The organism is Kutzneria viridogrisea DSM 43870, from assembly GCF_000525635.1.
Taxonomy (GTDB): domain Bacteria; phylum Actinomycetota; class Actinomycetes; order Mycobacteriales; family Pseudonocardiaceae; genus Kutzneria; species Kutzneria viridogrisea.
In genome coordinates this window covers 722801-735622 of the sequence record NZ_CP007155.1, presented here as the reverse complement: position 1 = coordinate 735622, position 12822 = coordinate 722801, and the positions used below count along the sequence as shown (strand labels likewise).

General features: G+C 62.0%; 14 protein-coding genes and 1 tRNA gene. 7 read left to right on the top strand and 8 right to left on the bottom strand.

Going from position 1 to position 12822, the window contains the following annotated elements; all coding sequences use genetic code 11:
• Window positions 1-183: 183 nt before the first annotated feature.
• Together KALB_RS03510 and KALB_RS45040 are read left to right on the top strand one after the other, a co-directional pair.
• Window positions 184-259, top strand: a tRNA-Arg gene (locus tag KALB_RS03510).
• A 134-nt stretch (window positions 260-393) separates the two neighbouring features.
• Window positions 394-1965, top strand: coding sequence for a site-specific integrase (locus KALB_RS45040; protein WP_148309334.1), 1572 nt, complete (start codon window positions 394-396; stop codon window positions 1963-1965).
• Between the two features lie 12 nt (window positions 1966-1977).
• On the opposite strand, the gene KALB_RS45035 is transcribed toward KALB_RS45040, so the two are convergent.
• Window positions 1978-2688, bottom strand: coding sequence for an NUDIX hydrolase (locus KALB_RS45035; RefSeq protein WP_081789176.1), 711 nt, complete (start codon window positions 2686-2688; stop codon window positions 1978-1980).
• Window positions 2689-2931: 243 nt separating this feature from the next.
• Here KALB_RS45035 and KALB_RS03500 point away from each other — a divergent pair, with 243 nt between their 5' ends.
• Window positions 2932-3147, top strand: coding sequence for a hypothetical protein (locus tag KALB_RS03500; RefSeq protein ID WP_025354340.1), 216 nt, complete (start codon window positions 2932-2934; stop codon window positions 3145-3147).
• A 1163-nt stretch (window positions 3148-4310) separates the two neighbouring features.
• On the opposite strand, the gene KALB_RS03495 is transcribed toward KALB_RS03500, so the two are convergent.
• The 5 genes from KALB_RS03495 to KALB_RS45030 all read right to left on the bottom strand — a co-directional run bounded on the left by KALB_RS03495 (window position 4311) and on the right by KALB_RS45030 (window position 8284).
• Window positions 4311-6446, bottom strand: coding sequence for a cell division protein FtsK (locus tag KALB_RS03495; RefSeq protein ID WP_025354339.1), 2136 nt, complete (start codon window positions 6444-6446; stop codon window positions 4311-4313).
• 2 nt (window positions 6447-6448) lie between these two features.
• Complete coding sequence (locus tag KALB_RS03490) at window positions 6449-7243, bottom strand: hypothetical protein (RefSeq protein WP_236650313.1); 795 nt, start codon at window positions 7241-7243, stop codon at window positions 6449-6451.
• 98 nt (window positions 7244-7341) lie between these two features.
• Entirely contained in the window at window positions 7342-7677 is a 336-nt protein-coding gene (locus KALB_RS03485; protein WP_025354337.1) for a hypothetical protein, read from the bottom strand.
• Window positions 7674-8009, bottom strand: coding sequence for a WhiB family transcriptional regulator (locus tag KALB_RS03480; RefSeq protein ID WP_025354336.1), 336 nt, complete (start codon window positions 8007-8009; stop codon window positions 7674-7676). Before KALB_RS03480 ends, KALB_RS03485 begins: the two co-directional genes overlap by 4 nt.
• Window positions 8006-8284: a helix-turn-helix domain-containing protein gene (locus tag KALB_RS45030; RefSeq protein WP_030110929.1), complete on the bottom strand. Its 279-nt coding sequence runs from the start codon at window positions 8282-8284 to the stop codon at window positions 8006-8008. Before KALB_RS45030 ends, KALB_RS03480 begins: the two co-directional genes overlap by 4 nt.
• 168 nt (window positions 8285-8452) lie before the next feature.
• Here KALB_RS45030 and KALB_RS03470 point away from each other — a divergent pair, with 168 nt between their 5' ends.
• The 4 genes from KALB_RS03470 to KALB_RS46275 all read left to right on the top strand — a co-directional run bounded on the left by KALB_RS03470 (window position 8453) and on the right by KALB_RS46275 (window position 11532).
• Window positions 8453-8881 carry a helix-turn-helix domain-containing protein gene (locus tag KALB_RS03470; protein ID WP_025354335.1) on the top strand — a complete coding sequence of 143 codons (429 nt, stop codon included), beginning with the start codon at window positions 8453-8455 and terminating at the stop codon, window positions 8879-8881.
• A 134-nt stretch (window positions 8882-9015) separates the two neighbouring features.
• Window positions 9016-9687 (top strand): NUDIX hydrolase, encoded by a 672-nt coding sequence (locus KALB_RS45025; protein WP_081789175.1) that lies wholly within the window; start codon window positions 9016-9018, stop codon window positions 9685-9687.
• On the top strand, window positions 9680-10099 hold the full coding sequence (locus KALB_RS45020; protein ID WP_081789174.1) for an NUDIX hydrolase: 420 nt from the start codon (window positions 9680-9682) through the stop codon (window positions 10097-10099). Before KALB_RS45025 ends, KALB_RS45020 begins: the two co-directional genes overlap by 8 nt.
• 65 nt (window positions 10100-10164) lie before the next feature.
• Window positions 10165-11532 (top strand): hypothetical protein, encoded by a 1368-nt coding sequence (locus KALB_RS46275; RefSeq protein WP_148309333.1) that lies wholly within the window; start codon window positions 10165-10167, stop codon window positions 11530-11532.
• A gap of 49 nt (window positions 11533-11581) precedes the next feature.
• Here KALB_RS46275 and KALB_RS46270 read toward each other — a convergent pair whose 3' ends face one another.
• Together KALB_RS46270 and KALB_RS03465 are read right to left on the bottom strand one after the other, a co-directional pair.
• Window positions 11582-11902: a hypothetical protein gene (locus tag KALB_RS46270; protein ID WP_148309332.1), complete on the bottom strand. Its 321-nt coding sequence runs from the start codon at window positions 11900-11902 to the stop codon at window positions 11582-11584.
• A 17-nt stretch (window positions 11903-11919) separates the two neighbouring features.
• A complete protein-coding gene (locus KALB_RS03465; protein WP_025354334.1) occupies window positions 11920-12429 on the bottom strand; it encodes a nucleoside-diphosphate kinase in 510 nt (169 codons plus the stop codon).
• Window positions 12430-12822: the final 393 nt, after the last annotated feature.

Genomic DNA, 12822 nt, shown 5'->3' with positions numbered 1-12822 from the left:
CCCACGACTATGCGGGAAGACCTGCCCGGCAGGGGGAAAGTTCCACTGTTCGTAGGCGTCTTGGTGCACTCCAGCGACACCCCGCGTGAATGCCACTGCTCCACCCGGTGGATACCCCTGACACGGTGGACCCAACGCCACCCCCGACCGCCCGCCCGCTATGCTGTGGTCGCCAGAGCGCGCGCCCTCGTAGCTCAGGGGATAGAGCATCGGTTTCCTAAACCGTGTGTCGCAAGTTCGAATCTTGCCGGGGGCACCACCTTTCACCGGGTGAAGCTAGGGCCTCTGACCTGCAAAAACAGGTCAGAGGCTCCAGCGAGGCAGCCCCTCGCTGATGATCTTCGGGTCATCGCGTGGGGCTATTTGTGGTGCGAGCTGGTCTACAGTGGCCCCATGGGCGCGACGAAGACAGACTGCAAGCGCCGCACGCGCGGCGAGGTCGAGACGCTGCCGAGCGGATCGCTGAGGGTCAAGGTGTACGCCGGGATCGACCCGCTGAGCGGTCGCCGGAACTACCTCACCGAGACCATTCCAGCGGGACCGACCGCCGAGAAAGACGCCGAGAAGGCTCGGATTCGCCTGATCAACCAGGTTGACGAGCAGCGCAATCCTCGCACCAAGGCAAACGTCAATCAGCTCATGGATCGATACCTTGAACTGCTCGACGTCGACACCAACACGCGCAAGAGCTACGAAGGCTACATCAACAACCACATCCGGCCGCTGCTTGGCAAGCTCTCGGTCGGCAAACTCGACGGCGAGACGCTCGATTCCTTCTACAAGATCTTGCGAACCTGCCGCGTGCACTGCGGCGGCAAAAAGTTCATCGAGCACAGGACAAAGCGTCCACACGAATGCGATGCGCGTTGCAAGCAACATGAGTGCCGCCCGCTCGCTACGTCCTCGATCCGCCAGGTTCATTGGTGTCTCAGCGGAGCCTTGAAGCGCGCTATTCGCTGGCACTGGATCACCATCAACCCGCTCGACCAAGCCGAGCCACCGAAGGCTGTTACGCCAGACCCACATCCGCCAACGCCGGAGCAAGCCGCAGCCATCGTCAATGAGGCTTTCAAAGACCTCCCATGGGGCATGTTGGTATGGCTGGCGATGACCACAGGAGCCAGGCGCGGCGAACTGTGCGCGCTCCAATGGCACCTACTCAACCTTGACAACGCCGCTTTGGGAATCCGCACCAGCATCGGACAGGATGGCTCGAAGACCTGGGAGAAAGACACTAAAACTCACCAGCAGCGCCGAATCGCGCTCGACGCGGATACTGTTGCCCTCCTGCGTGCATACCGGCAGCACTGCGAGTCTCTGGCGGCAGAGATGGCGCGGAAGATCGACCCACATGGCCGGGTGTTCTCATCGTCGATCGACCACAGCACCTGGCTCAAGCCTGACTCTGTCTCGCAGCGCTACCGACGGATGTGCGAAAGGCTCGGGTGGGATATGAGCATCCACGATCTTCGGCACTACTCGGCGACTGAACTCATCGCGTCCGGGGTCGATGTTCGCACCGTCGCTGGTCGGCTTGGACATGGCGGCGGAGGCGCAACGACCCTCCGCGTGTACTCGGCCTGGGTGTCCGAGGCTGACCAGCGAGCAGCAGGCAACCTCAGCGCGCGTATGCCGAGCGCCCCGATCGAAATTGATCCTGTTGGTACGCCAATGACGACACTGCGACCAGAGGAGCCGAACAGCCCGTACAAGAAGATTGCCAGCGACCTACGCGGCGCCATTTCTTGCGGAGCGCTGCGCCCCGGTGCCGTGATGCCGACTGTTGCAGAACTCGCCGCACGCTATAACGTCTCGGTCGGCACCGCACACCGAGCGATCGCAGAACTGAAGGCGATCGGACTTGTCACCGCCAGTCGAGGGCGACGAATCGTCGTGGCGGAGCGTGAGGGTGGGCATCACGTGGCAGCGGTCGCAAGCCTGCGCGCGAAGCGTGCCGCGAAGTAGGCGAACACTTTTTCAAACGCAGGCGCCTTCGCCCGAGAGTTCGAGCGCATCGAGTATCGGTGGATAGATTCGATCCACAGGAATGAGCCGAGTCAGGACCGCCTTGTCGACCCATGCGACATCAACGTTCTCGAACACGTCGACGTTCGTCGCTTCTCCCGTGACGTAGTCGCATAGCACGTAGTCACAGAAGACCTTCGTCGCCGGATGAAGCCTGCTCCCCAAACCATGCCGCGCGACGCAGTGCACGGCCGTTTCTCCGAGAGTCTCTCGGATCGCAACCGCATCCGGTTGCACTCCCGGTTTGATCATGCCTGCTGGGAACTGCCACGGGACTCCGTCCGCTACTTCTCCCCTACGGCGGACGACAAGCACGTCCTTCCCTTTCAGTACAACGGCAACAGCTACCCGCAACGGATGAACTGTCACCGCCTGCTGTTCGGCGACCACAGGAGGAGCGAGAAGCTCGTCAATGCTCAGCCCAAAAATTCGCTCAAGCAGTCGCGCCGTTGCCGGTCGCACGCGTCCGAGCGGACTACCGTCCGCGCGTCGGCCCGCAACGAGCCGCTGAAGATGGCGGACGCTCAGCGTTCCGGGCTCGCTGTACTCGCGAGCGAATCGTTCGGCGTACTCGGCGAACTCCTCGAAGGTCTGCCGACGGTTCCTGATCTGTTGTTCGAGCACGGTACGAACGGATGAGTGACCGAGTTCCTTCTCCACCATCGCAGTCCTCCCGTCGTCACCTCGACGTCATCCACTGGGCCTGTCCGTGTCGTGCTCGCGTCGTGTTGTTCGTCGCGGGTCAACGACAGTCTGATTTCAGTCTGACATGACCGACCTCGCCCGGTCATCAGACCGTCCGGTGGCTTCTCCTCGCTGTGTTCCGTTCCGCTGCCGGACAAGCGCCTCGGCTGGGGGTTGTCCCCCGACTTTCCCCAGCCGAGGCCCGACTCCGGAGGTAGCCCCATGGCCGCTGGCGTTCCGCCGAAGATGCTGGGGATGCTCGTGCAGGTGGAGGGCGACCGTGCCTACCTCGCTCGACATCTGGTGTTCGAGGATGCGGAAACCAAGGTGGTGGACGGACGAACCGCATATCTGTCAGACGACGGGTACTGGTGTTCGTGGATCATGCGGTGTGCATCCGCCCCGTTCGTGCGTGCAGTGCAGCACCAGGTTGCGTGAAGTCGCCGCGAGCCGACGCGCTCAGCGCCCCGTGATCGATGTCGTGGAAGGCTCGACGTGCCGAACCGTTCGACCCTGATCAGACGCCTTGCCGCTCTTCGGCGGCGGTTCACAGGGGAGCCCACGAGCGCTCTGATGCCTGCGCTCGTGCAGGCACTCGACCCATTGGGTACTGGTGATCGCCGTTTGCTACTCGACGCGCTTGACGAACTTCTCGACGTGCCGCTATCACCAGCCGTTCACCGTGCGGTTCTGCCGGACGCCCGCACAAGCGATCAGCAGTACCTAGAGGCTGGAATCCTCTACGCAGCAAGCCGAGTCTCCCCGGCAGCGGTCTTCCGGATGGTACGCCCACTAGGACATGAGCTGTGGCTTCACATCCGCGACGAGGCCGTGACACCGCTGCTCGCTGAACTGCTGCCACGTGTCACCACCAACGGCTTGGGAGGTGTCCCTGGCTTGCGTATTAGCCTGTACCGCAGGCATATCGAGTTGTACCTAGTGGACAGTGATGCGCGTGTGCTTCTGTCAGGGGTCACCTACAGACAGTGGGCCGACACACTGTCTGCCTTCAGCACATGCGGAGACGTTCCATTGTGGGGGCAGTGGAAGCATCCTCATCCACTGACAGACACCGAACGAGCGGCGAGCCGCAGAGAGCACGTCGCTGCCGCAGCGGTCAGCAGCGCGCTTCTCCGGCGCATCAGTTTGTTCACCACGGTCCCCCGCATCGTGCATTCGCCGTTTGCGCTCGGAGCGTGTGGTGTGGATTGGTCTGAAGGACCATCCACGAGCGAGATAGCTGGCGTACTCATGAACCCCGTATGCGGCCTGCCCAACGGACTCGCCGATGCTTGCCTGGTGACTGACCGGTACCTCACGCTCAAAGCTGCAACAGGCTCGCCGTCAGTGCTGCTCTCCGGTCCGGACCTGCCCGCGCTGGACCTTGCCCCCACCCGCCAACAGATGTCTCGGCTACGGGCAAGCTAGCCGCCACAGTGACGGGTGAGACGGGTCCACGGTGGACCCGTCCCACCCGTCACACTCGCCGTTCTTGCTGGTAGGGGCGCAGGTCGACCCGTCACGGTGGTTGTGACAGGTACCCGACGTTGTGACGCCCGCTGTGACGGGTCACGGGGTTCGCTGTGACGGCCGGTGGCTGGTCAGTCGGTGCCATCGTCGTCGGTCTCTTGCTCGCCTGCGGCGGCGAGGGCCGCGCGGATGTCGGCTGTGAAGTAGCCGCGTACCTGACGCACGCTGCCGTCTGTGGTCGGTATCCGCTCCCGTTTGGACCGGCAGCCGAGGTCGGCCATCTGCTTGCCGAACGCGGTCGGCTCGACGCCGAGCGCTTCGACCAGTTCGGCGGTGGGAACGAACGCGCGGCCGTCGTGCTCGGCGAGGTCATCGCCGAGGTAGTCCACAACGGACGCGAGCGGCTCGGGCACGTCGACCAGCTCGGCATCGTCCACAGTGGCCGTGCTGCTGCCGATGGCCTTGGCTACGGCTGCCAGGTCGAGCATCGGCGCCGAGTTCGCCCCGATCGCGTGGCCCGTCAAGGTTCCCGCCGCCTCGCGCAGCATCCGGCCACGCTCACAGATGGTCTTCCAGTCGGTGTTGGGCATGTAGTAGGTGCGCACCGTCATCGCGAGCACGTCAGCGCCCGCCTCGGTGTCGCCGTCCGGCCGGAGGATGCCGACTCCCTTGTGTGAGGCGAACAGCTTGGAGGAGTCATAGCCTCGGGTATTCATCTGCTCGCCGAGGATGATGTTGGAATCGCGCCAGTCCATCACCCGCAGCGCGAACCGTGACCCCAGTACCGCCCGCAGCGCGGTCGGCAGGCTGCTCGCGTCCGGGCGTTGGGTGGCCAGGATGACCACGACCCCGGCGGCTGGTCCCTTCTTGGCCAGCCAGGTGAGCAGTTCGCCGAGATACTTGCCGAGCGGGACCTTCGTTCCCTCCACTTCGATAGTGATGCGGGACTCCAAGGGGATGTGTGCCTCGTCCACGATCACGGCCGTGATGGGCATGTTCAGCGACGTGTCCCGTGAGATGGCAGGGGTGATCTTGGACTCGGGGCAGGTCTCGTCATCGAGTTTCCGCATCCGTCCATACCTGCCTTGCGTCTCTGACACCAGTTCCTCAAGCCACGCCTTGAACGCGAACAGGTGTTCCTCGTCGTCACCGGAGAAGAACCGGTGTGCGCACGGCTGGCAGGCGTCCCAGTCCTTGCCGCCCTTGAAGTCGGCGACGTACAACCGGGTGTAGGGGTCCAAGATCAAGCCCGCGGCTGCCAGCCGCTCGGCGAACGTCTTGCCCTGCCGCGGAATCGCACCGATTAGCAGCGATGTCCACACCAGGGGCAGGGAGACCTTGCGGGCGCGGGCGTCGTGTCCGAACGGGACCGGCCGCCACGCGTCCCAGTGCTGCACACCCAGCAGGGGCGTCCGCAGCGGCGGTCCCGCGTACGGGTCCTCATCGGCCACCCACAGCGCCACGCGGCCCGCATGACCGCCGTTGCCTCGCACCCGCTCGGCGATGAGCTGGACCTCATCCACCGCCAGCGCCGAGGCCAACGCCTCCCGGTTACGCACTACGTCGGCCGCCTTACGGGTCGCGGGCAGATCCACGATGATCGCCCACCCCTCACCCTGCCGATGGGCACGTTCTACCAGTCGCAGCGTCTCGTCCTTGCCGATCAGCTTCGCGTCCCGGAACGCGTCCACCAACACCTGTGGGTCCATCGTCCAGGTCAGCGAGCGCGGACCCGACAGCACCGGCTTGCGGCCGGGGCTGCCGTCCTTGCGGCGGCCCAGGATCGCCAGTGCGACCGATGCGGCCCCGCCGAGGATCCACCACACCGCCGACCCGTACAGCAGCTCAGTCACCAGCACCGCGAGCACCCCGGCAACAGCCGACGCTGCGGTGACCTTCCACCGGAACAACGTGAGTGCGCGGATCTCGGTGAACTTGTCGGCGAGCTTCTCGGACTGCTCGGCGGCGTCGCGGTAGTCGTGAACGGTGACCCACCTGCGCCACCACCGCACGGCAGCGACCAGGCCCCGCACGACCGCACCGACGTAGTGGACCGGTGAACACAGCGCGCGAACGGCACCGTCCTTCACTGCTTGCGTGAACGCCTGTCGGTTCTTCAGCGCGACCGGTACCCGTGGTGAACGCTGCCACCACGAACCGAGCCGTTGCCCCACAGTCGGGCGAGTGCGGGCGGACACGGAGTCGTCCACCAGTTCTGCGTCGTAGACCGGCGGAGCAGGCTCGACCTGATTTCCTGGCGAAGTCATTGCTACGCCTCACTTTCTGGCGTCGCAGCAGAAGCATCGTTGTCAGTAGTAGCAGTATTGGCGTCGGAACGCTCCACTTCGGACAGCAGCGTGGCGGCCAGCTTCGGTGACAGCCCGCGCGCGCAGTCGGTCACCGACCGCACCCACGCGGGAGTGATCACGACACCGGGTGACCACGCGGCACGTGCCTCGGCGAGGTAATCGCCGAACAGCTTGCGCCGACGACCGCCCGCGCTGGTGGGCTTCGGCCGTCGTGGATTGGGCTGGTGAACGCTCGGCGGTGTGTTCACCGCCGAGGCGGTCATGAACGCTGCGGTGACTGCCTCGGTCAGCTTGTCGCGTAGATCGGTGACCGCCTCGGCGGCCACGAACACCACCAGCGGCGGCACCGAGTGCAACACGATCCCCGACAACGAACCGGCCACGTAGGACGCCCACGTGTTCATCACGTACGTGGCGCCGAGAGTGAGCCACTTCGCGCGACGCACCCACGGACCGGTACAAACCTGGTAGCGGGAGGTGATCTGTTCAGCCCGCAGGATCGCCAGCAGCACCAGCGAGACCGTGGGGTCCAGCAGCCACGCGGCAAGCCATGGCAGCGACCATGCCGCCGAGCCCGCAGCGGCGAAGGCTTGCACGTTGGTCATAGTGAATCCGAGCCCGAGCGTGATGCCCGCCCAGCACAGCCGGTCCACCTGGGTACGCACCTGCTCGACCCGCAGGGCCACCACGTCCGGATGGGTCTGGTAAGCCCGGCGCTTGGCCGCCTCGGCGGCATCGGCGGCGAGCTGGTCCATACGGGCCGGGCGGAGCCATGCCGCGAGGGGGCCGGGTGGCCGCCCGTAGGCGGCCACCACTACTCCCCTTTCGTATCGTTCCTTCCTGGCGCGGCCGGTCATCGCCGGTCACCCCTGCTGCGCCGAGTCGGGCCGTCGAGCGTGCTCACGGTCAGGGCCTTGGTGAGCACGAAGGCGGCGAACAGGTCCGGCAGGGCGAGCACCACCAGGAGCAGCGTCGTGTTGTCCGGGTGGGTGATCACGATCCACTGCACACCGAAGATCACGGCACCGCCGAGCAACACTCGACCAGCCAGTGACACCAGCCGCGCCCCGGCGCGTGCCGCCTCTGCGGCGGCCTTCGCACTGCGGCGCCCAGCGCGCCACACCATGATCAACCCGAACAGCACGCCCACCCCGCCGAGCAGGGGCAGCATCGGCACGTTGACGCTCATGGCCGCTCTCCCTGCCGACGAGCGCGCCACACGGTGTAGACAGCGCGGCGATCCTCTTCGGACAGCGCGCCCCACACGCCGAGCGTCTCGGCGCCAGCGGTACGCAACTCCAGTTCCAAGCACTGACGGCGGACCGAGCACCCTGCACAGATCTTGGCTGCTGCCTCCCGGTCGGTGAGTTCCTCGCCGGGCCACTCCGGCTCCTCGTCAGTAGCAACCAGCCACATGCAGGCCCCGTCAGTGGTCACGATCTCCAACAGCACGTTGTCGGGGACTTCGGCGAACCGGTCGAGATCAGCCGCGACCACCTGGAAGTACTCATCGGGGTTCACCACGACGCACCCCCGGTCAGTCGCTCGGCCTCACGGGCAGTTCGGCGCTCGGCAGCTATCCGGGCGGGATCGACGAGCCCGCCAGTCTCGGCAACAGCGGCGAGCAAGGCGTCCAATGCAACGGCTGGCACGACGTAGCGGGTACGGACACGGACGGCGGGGAAGTCACCTTCCCTGATGGCCCGGTAAAGGGTGGACGGAGCGAGGCGGAGGATCCGTGCGGCCTCCGTCACCGTGTAGAACGCCGGACCGACGTTCTGAGTACTGCTGTGCATTGTTGGCTCTCTCTGATCGAGAAAAGTCTGATTTCAGTCGCATTATCGGGATGATTTCATCCCAACTAGACGCAGAGGGGGCCAAATCCGCTGAAACCGACGCAGAAGTCGGACTACGGAATTGCGCCCGCGCTACCCTCGGTAGGGCGGCGGAGCGCGGAGGGATACGTGTCGGCAGACTGGGCAGCGGTCGCGAGAGCGATCAATCAGCGCTTGACCGAGCTGGGCCTGAGTCAGCGCGAACTCATCGCGCGCTCGCACGTCTCGAAGGCGATCGTCGCCGAGATCCAGCACAACACTGTCGCGCGCCGACGCAGCGCCCGCACGCTCGAAGCGCTTTCGCTGGCACTGGAGTGGCACCCCGACCACCTGGCCGCCGTACTCAGCGGGCACAGGCCGCCCGAACCGGGTGAGCCCGTTCCCAGGTACGAGGACGACGTACCAGGACGTCTGGCGGTCATCGAGCACCAGCTCCGCGAGATCACCAACCGACTCGGCGAGATGGGCGCAATCAGTGCACGTCTCGACGAGATCAACGCCAATGTCGCGACTGTGATCGGACACGTAAGCCCGAAACACAAGCGACCCGGCAATTAGGGGGTTCGCGTGGCTGCTGTTCATGACAAACAGTCAACGACGAATCAGCTGCGCCAGCGATGCATTGACAGTGCAGCGGTAGTGCGCCACCAATGCACTCACAGTGCATATCCCACTTTCGACGGGCACATGCGATGGACGTAGTCCACGACTGGACCGGCCGGACCGCTTGCGCGCTTCAAGCGGCACTACGTCTCAGCAACGAGTCCTTCTCACGGAAACTCGATGTTGCCGTCCGCACCGTCGCCGGGTGGCATGAGAAACCTGACTTGGTGCCACGCCCAGAGACTCAGCAACTGCTGGATATCGTTCTTGAACAAGCACCCGACAGCACTAGAGCGCGGTTCTTTCAGCTGATCGACACGAAGAACCTCACTCCACTTTCCCAGCCCGCCGAGGCTCGGAGTGCACACGCACTGAAAGTGGCCATTGCCGTTGTGGTCAACGGGTCCACCGTACTGATCGTGCAGCGCCGAGGCGAAGATATGCGAGGCATATCCTGGCAGTTTCCAGCGGGCGTAGTGAAGCCAGGCGTTGCGCCCGAGATGACCGCCGTGCGGGAGACATTCGCTGAAACCGGGGTTCATTGCAGCGTGATCCGCAGCCTAGGTAGTAGGCTGCACCCTGTCACCAAGGTGTATTGTGACTACCTTCTCTGCGAGTACCTCGCCGGAGAGGCACTGAACATGGATGTTGTGGAGAACGTCAGCGTCACGTGGGCAGCGACGGACAGACTGACCCGTTTCATACCAGTCGAACGGATTTTCCCGCCGATATTGGAAGCGTTGGAGGTACCACATGAGTGAGCCGACTCCCGCCAGCGAGCGGCCCCCCATTGCGGCCGCGGTCATCGTGCATGACGGGAAGGTGTTGCTCGTCAAGCGCCGCGTCAAGGAAGGCAGCTTGTCGTGGCAGTTCCCAGCCGGCGAAGTTGAGATCAAGCAGGCTGAATCGGCTTCTGCGGCAGCTGTGCGCGAAGCTCACGAGGAGACCGGCCTAACGGTATCTGCATCAAAGGTTATCGGCGAACGAGTTCACCCCAACACCGGGCGCACAATGATTTACGTCGCCTGCAACGTTGTTGAAGGTAATGCAAGCGTAGTCGATGACGAGGAGCTCATAGAATTCGCTTGGGCAACTCGGGCACAGCTCGCCGAATACGTCCCATACGGCTTCTTTGATACCGTTCAACAATACTTGAAATCAAACCTGAAATAACGATCGCAACAACTTTCCATCAAGTGCCTCCGGATTCAAACAGTCCAAGTAAAGGGTGAGTAATATTGACAGAAAAGGCGATCGAGCCGACATGTGAAGCCCTAGTGAGATCGACAACTCAAGGCCACTTCGCTCCCGCCAAGGAAATCCAACTCGGCCACCATTGGCTTCTAGATTGGATAGACGAGTTTGATATACAGAGTGGCCAAACAGCGATTGAAAGAATCGCCCTACCCGGCCCTTTGGCAAGGCTATACGAACTCGCCTGCAACGAGAAGACTGCAGTTCGCTATACAATGCCTAATAAAAACGCGATTATCGGCGGCCAAGGATTCGACATCGGTGCCCAAACCGGATGTCCAGGTTTCGATTGTCGCTCAAAGATAATCGACAATGAACTAGCACAGATACTTCACTTCTTTGACTACACAATAATGGAGGGGCCATCAGCTTTCGAGTGCCGAAAGGCCATAGAGGAACTTGACAGCGAGGAATCTTCGCTCCGATTTGCAATGAAATTGATGTCGCACATCGACACGCTTCTACATGCACGCGCCATAGGCCTACTAAACTATACATACTTCGTGCGAAAGCCGACCGGATTCTGTCAAGATCACTTTACGATTCACGCAAAAGAAATAGGACTTGACGACTTTGCCGAACGCAATGTAACCAAAGAACTGGCTCGACGAATCGCACGCGAAGGTTCAGTCGAGATCAAACAAGCCAGCAAGGAAGTCTGGGTCTACACTATTAATCACCCCATCTTTGCGGGCTTTTCCACACCGCCAATGGTAAGCTTGCGCGCAAAGTCTGCCCCTCCACGATATGTGGCTGTGGAGGCGATCCTTTGGCTAGTTTCGTCTGCAGCAGTTTCAGACCTCGCGACAGCAAGGACGCTCGGCGCCCCACTAGTCACAATTGGTCCCGCGAGCCTGCAAAGCCAGTTCGACAAATCAAACGACAGTAAGCTTCAAGAAGTAGCACTCCTACTGAATCTCCCCTTCTTCAGTGGATTGGGAGCTAAAGACTTGATACGACTACGCGAAGAGCAAAGTGACAACTTTACCCGATTCCGCGCAAGTTTGATTGTCGCAATCAAGGAATGTATCGAAAAGTCGGGATCTGCGGCACCAGCAGAGATAGCCCAATCTGTTCGCAGCGAGTACATCGAGCCAGCACTCGCCGATATCGCAAGGCAAGACAAAGCAAAATCACGATCGGTGCTGCGAAAGATTGCCTCTGGCGTAACAATAGGCGGAGCAATCACAACCTTTGGCGCGATCACTTCTATGCCCTTGCTCGTCGCCGCAGGTATAGCTGCTTCCGCAACCCCGCTTCCGCAAATCTATAAATACTTCGAAGACAAGCAGGCCGTCGAACTCTCGGACATGTACTTCCTATGGCAGGCATCCCGCTACGCGAAACACTAACATTACCAGCACTCGAATTCTCGCCAGAGGCGCAGCCAGCCATAAGAACCTAGGCGAGAATGTCATTTAGTCGCAGCCGGACTACGTTCGAATGCAGCAGTTCAGGCAATGCAACACCTCCAACGGAAGCGCGCGTACTGGAAACCTGATCAATGGTTTCAGACGGTAGCGAGTCGAGGAGTTCGACAGCACGCGTCGCCCAAATTTTGGCGATGTCAAAATTTCGAACTCCGTCGACATCCTCGTTTCGATAGCGAAGCGCAAGCGCGTATGCTATCTCCGCAGCGATCCTCTTATTAGAGTCCAATTCGCAATTGAACGTGACTTGCAACTCTTCGAGAGATTCCTTGTTGCTCGTCTCGCCGGGCATGGTTCCGCTCCGCATGCTCAGTAGGCAAACTTCTCGACGATGGTCTCGTACTCGAACTGCTCGTCAGCACCGAACCACAGTTCGACTTCATACTTGGCTTCCTCAGAGTTCCCGGAGGCGTGGACCAGGTTCATAATCGCCTTACCGCTCACTTCAGACGACGGCTTGGTCTGGTGGGCAAAATCGCCACGGACGGTGCCAGGCGCAGCCTGATCCGGGAAGGTGGCACCGATGATCTTCCGCACTTTCGCGACAGCATCGACACCTTGCAGGGCCAACGCGATTACTGGGCCGCTCTGCATGAAGTTCGCTGTGGTGTTGTAAATGACCGAGCCTGCACGCTCTTCGAGGTCGAAGTAGTGCTTGCGCGTGAAGTCACTATCCATGTGTTTCATCTTCACGCCAACGATCTTCAGAGCGGCGTCTTCGAAGCGGGTGATAATGCGCCCTGCGAGGCCACGCGCAACGGCGTCTGGCTTCAACAGGACCAGGGTCCGCTCAACACCAAGATCTGCCGCGTCAGTCATAGTTGCCTCCCGATCAACGTGTGACCTCGACCGTAGCGTTGATGTACGGCAGGCGACATTCAACGGCTGGGTGAAGCTGAGGATTGATCAACTCCTGTGCCCTGCTGGGTAGAGTTGATCAAGCATCAGAGCGGTCGGCGGCGTGGTGCCGATCGTGGTGCGAACTGTGAGACAACCGTGACCATAGCTGCCATGGTGCGAGTCTCACTGCCCACAAACACCCAGGTAGACAGCAGTGAATGGCCAGATATGGACATTCCTAAACCGTGTGTCGCAAGTTCGAATCTTGCCGGGGGCACCACCTTTCACCGGGTGACATCGGGGCTGACCAGCGGAATCACAGGTCAGCCCCGATTGCTACCCGCTCCCGGCCCATTGCACGAAACGAGTGGT

What these genes read in the sequence shown, in the direction of transcription:
- KALB_RS45040 (WP_148309334.1), top strand. Translation starts at nt 394, where the DNA reads ATGGGCGCGACGAAGACAGACTGCAAGCGCCGCACGCGCGGCGAGGTC.
- KALB_RS45035 (WP_081789176.1), bottom strand. Translation starts at nt 2,688, where the DNA reads ATGGTGGAGAAGGAACTCGGTCACTCATCCGTTCGTACCGTGCTCGAA.
- KALB_RS03500 (WP_025354340.1), top strand. Translation starts at nt 2,932, where the DNA reads ATGGCCGCTGGCGTTCCGCCGAAGATGCTGGGGATGCTCGTGCAGGTG.
- KALB_RS03495 (WP_025354339.1), bottom strand. Translation starts at nt 6,446, where the DNA reads ATGACTTCGCCAGGAAATCAGGTCGAGCCTGCTCCGCCGGTCTACGAC.
- KALB_RS03490 (WP_236650313.1), bottom strand. Translation starts at nt 7,243, where the DNA reads ATGGACCAGCTCGCCGCCGATGCCGCCGAGGCGGCCAAGCGCCGGGCT.
- KALB_RS03485 (WP_025354337.1), bottom strand. Translation starts at nt 7,677, where the DNA reads ATGAGCGTCAACGTGCCGATGCTGCCCCTGCTCGGCGGGGTGGGCGTG.
- KALB_RS45030 (WP_030110929.1), bottom strand. Translation starts at nt 8,284, where the DNA reads ATGCACAGCAGTACTCAGAACGTCGGTCCGGCGTTCTACACGGTGACG.
- KALB_RS45025 (WP_081789175.1), top strand. Translation starts at nt 9,016, where the DNA reads ATGGACGTAGTCCACGACTGGACCGGCCGGACCGCTTGCGCGCTTCAA.
- KALB_RS45020 (WP_081789174.1), top strand. Translation starts at nt 9,680, where the DNA reads ATGAGTGAGCCGACTCCCGCCAGCGAGCGGCCCCCCATTGCGGCCGCG.
- KALB_RS46270 (WP_148309332.1), bottom strand. Translation starts at nt 11,902, where the DNA reads ATGCCCGGCGAGACGAGCAACAAGGAATCTCTCGAAGAGTTGCAAGTC.
- KALB_RS03465 (WP_025354334.1), bottom strand. Translation starts at nt 12,429, where the DNA reads ATGACTGACGCGGCAGATCTTGGTGTTGAGCGGACCCTGGTCCTGTTG.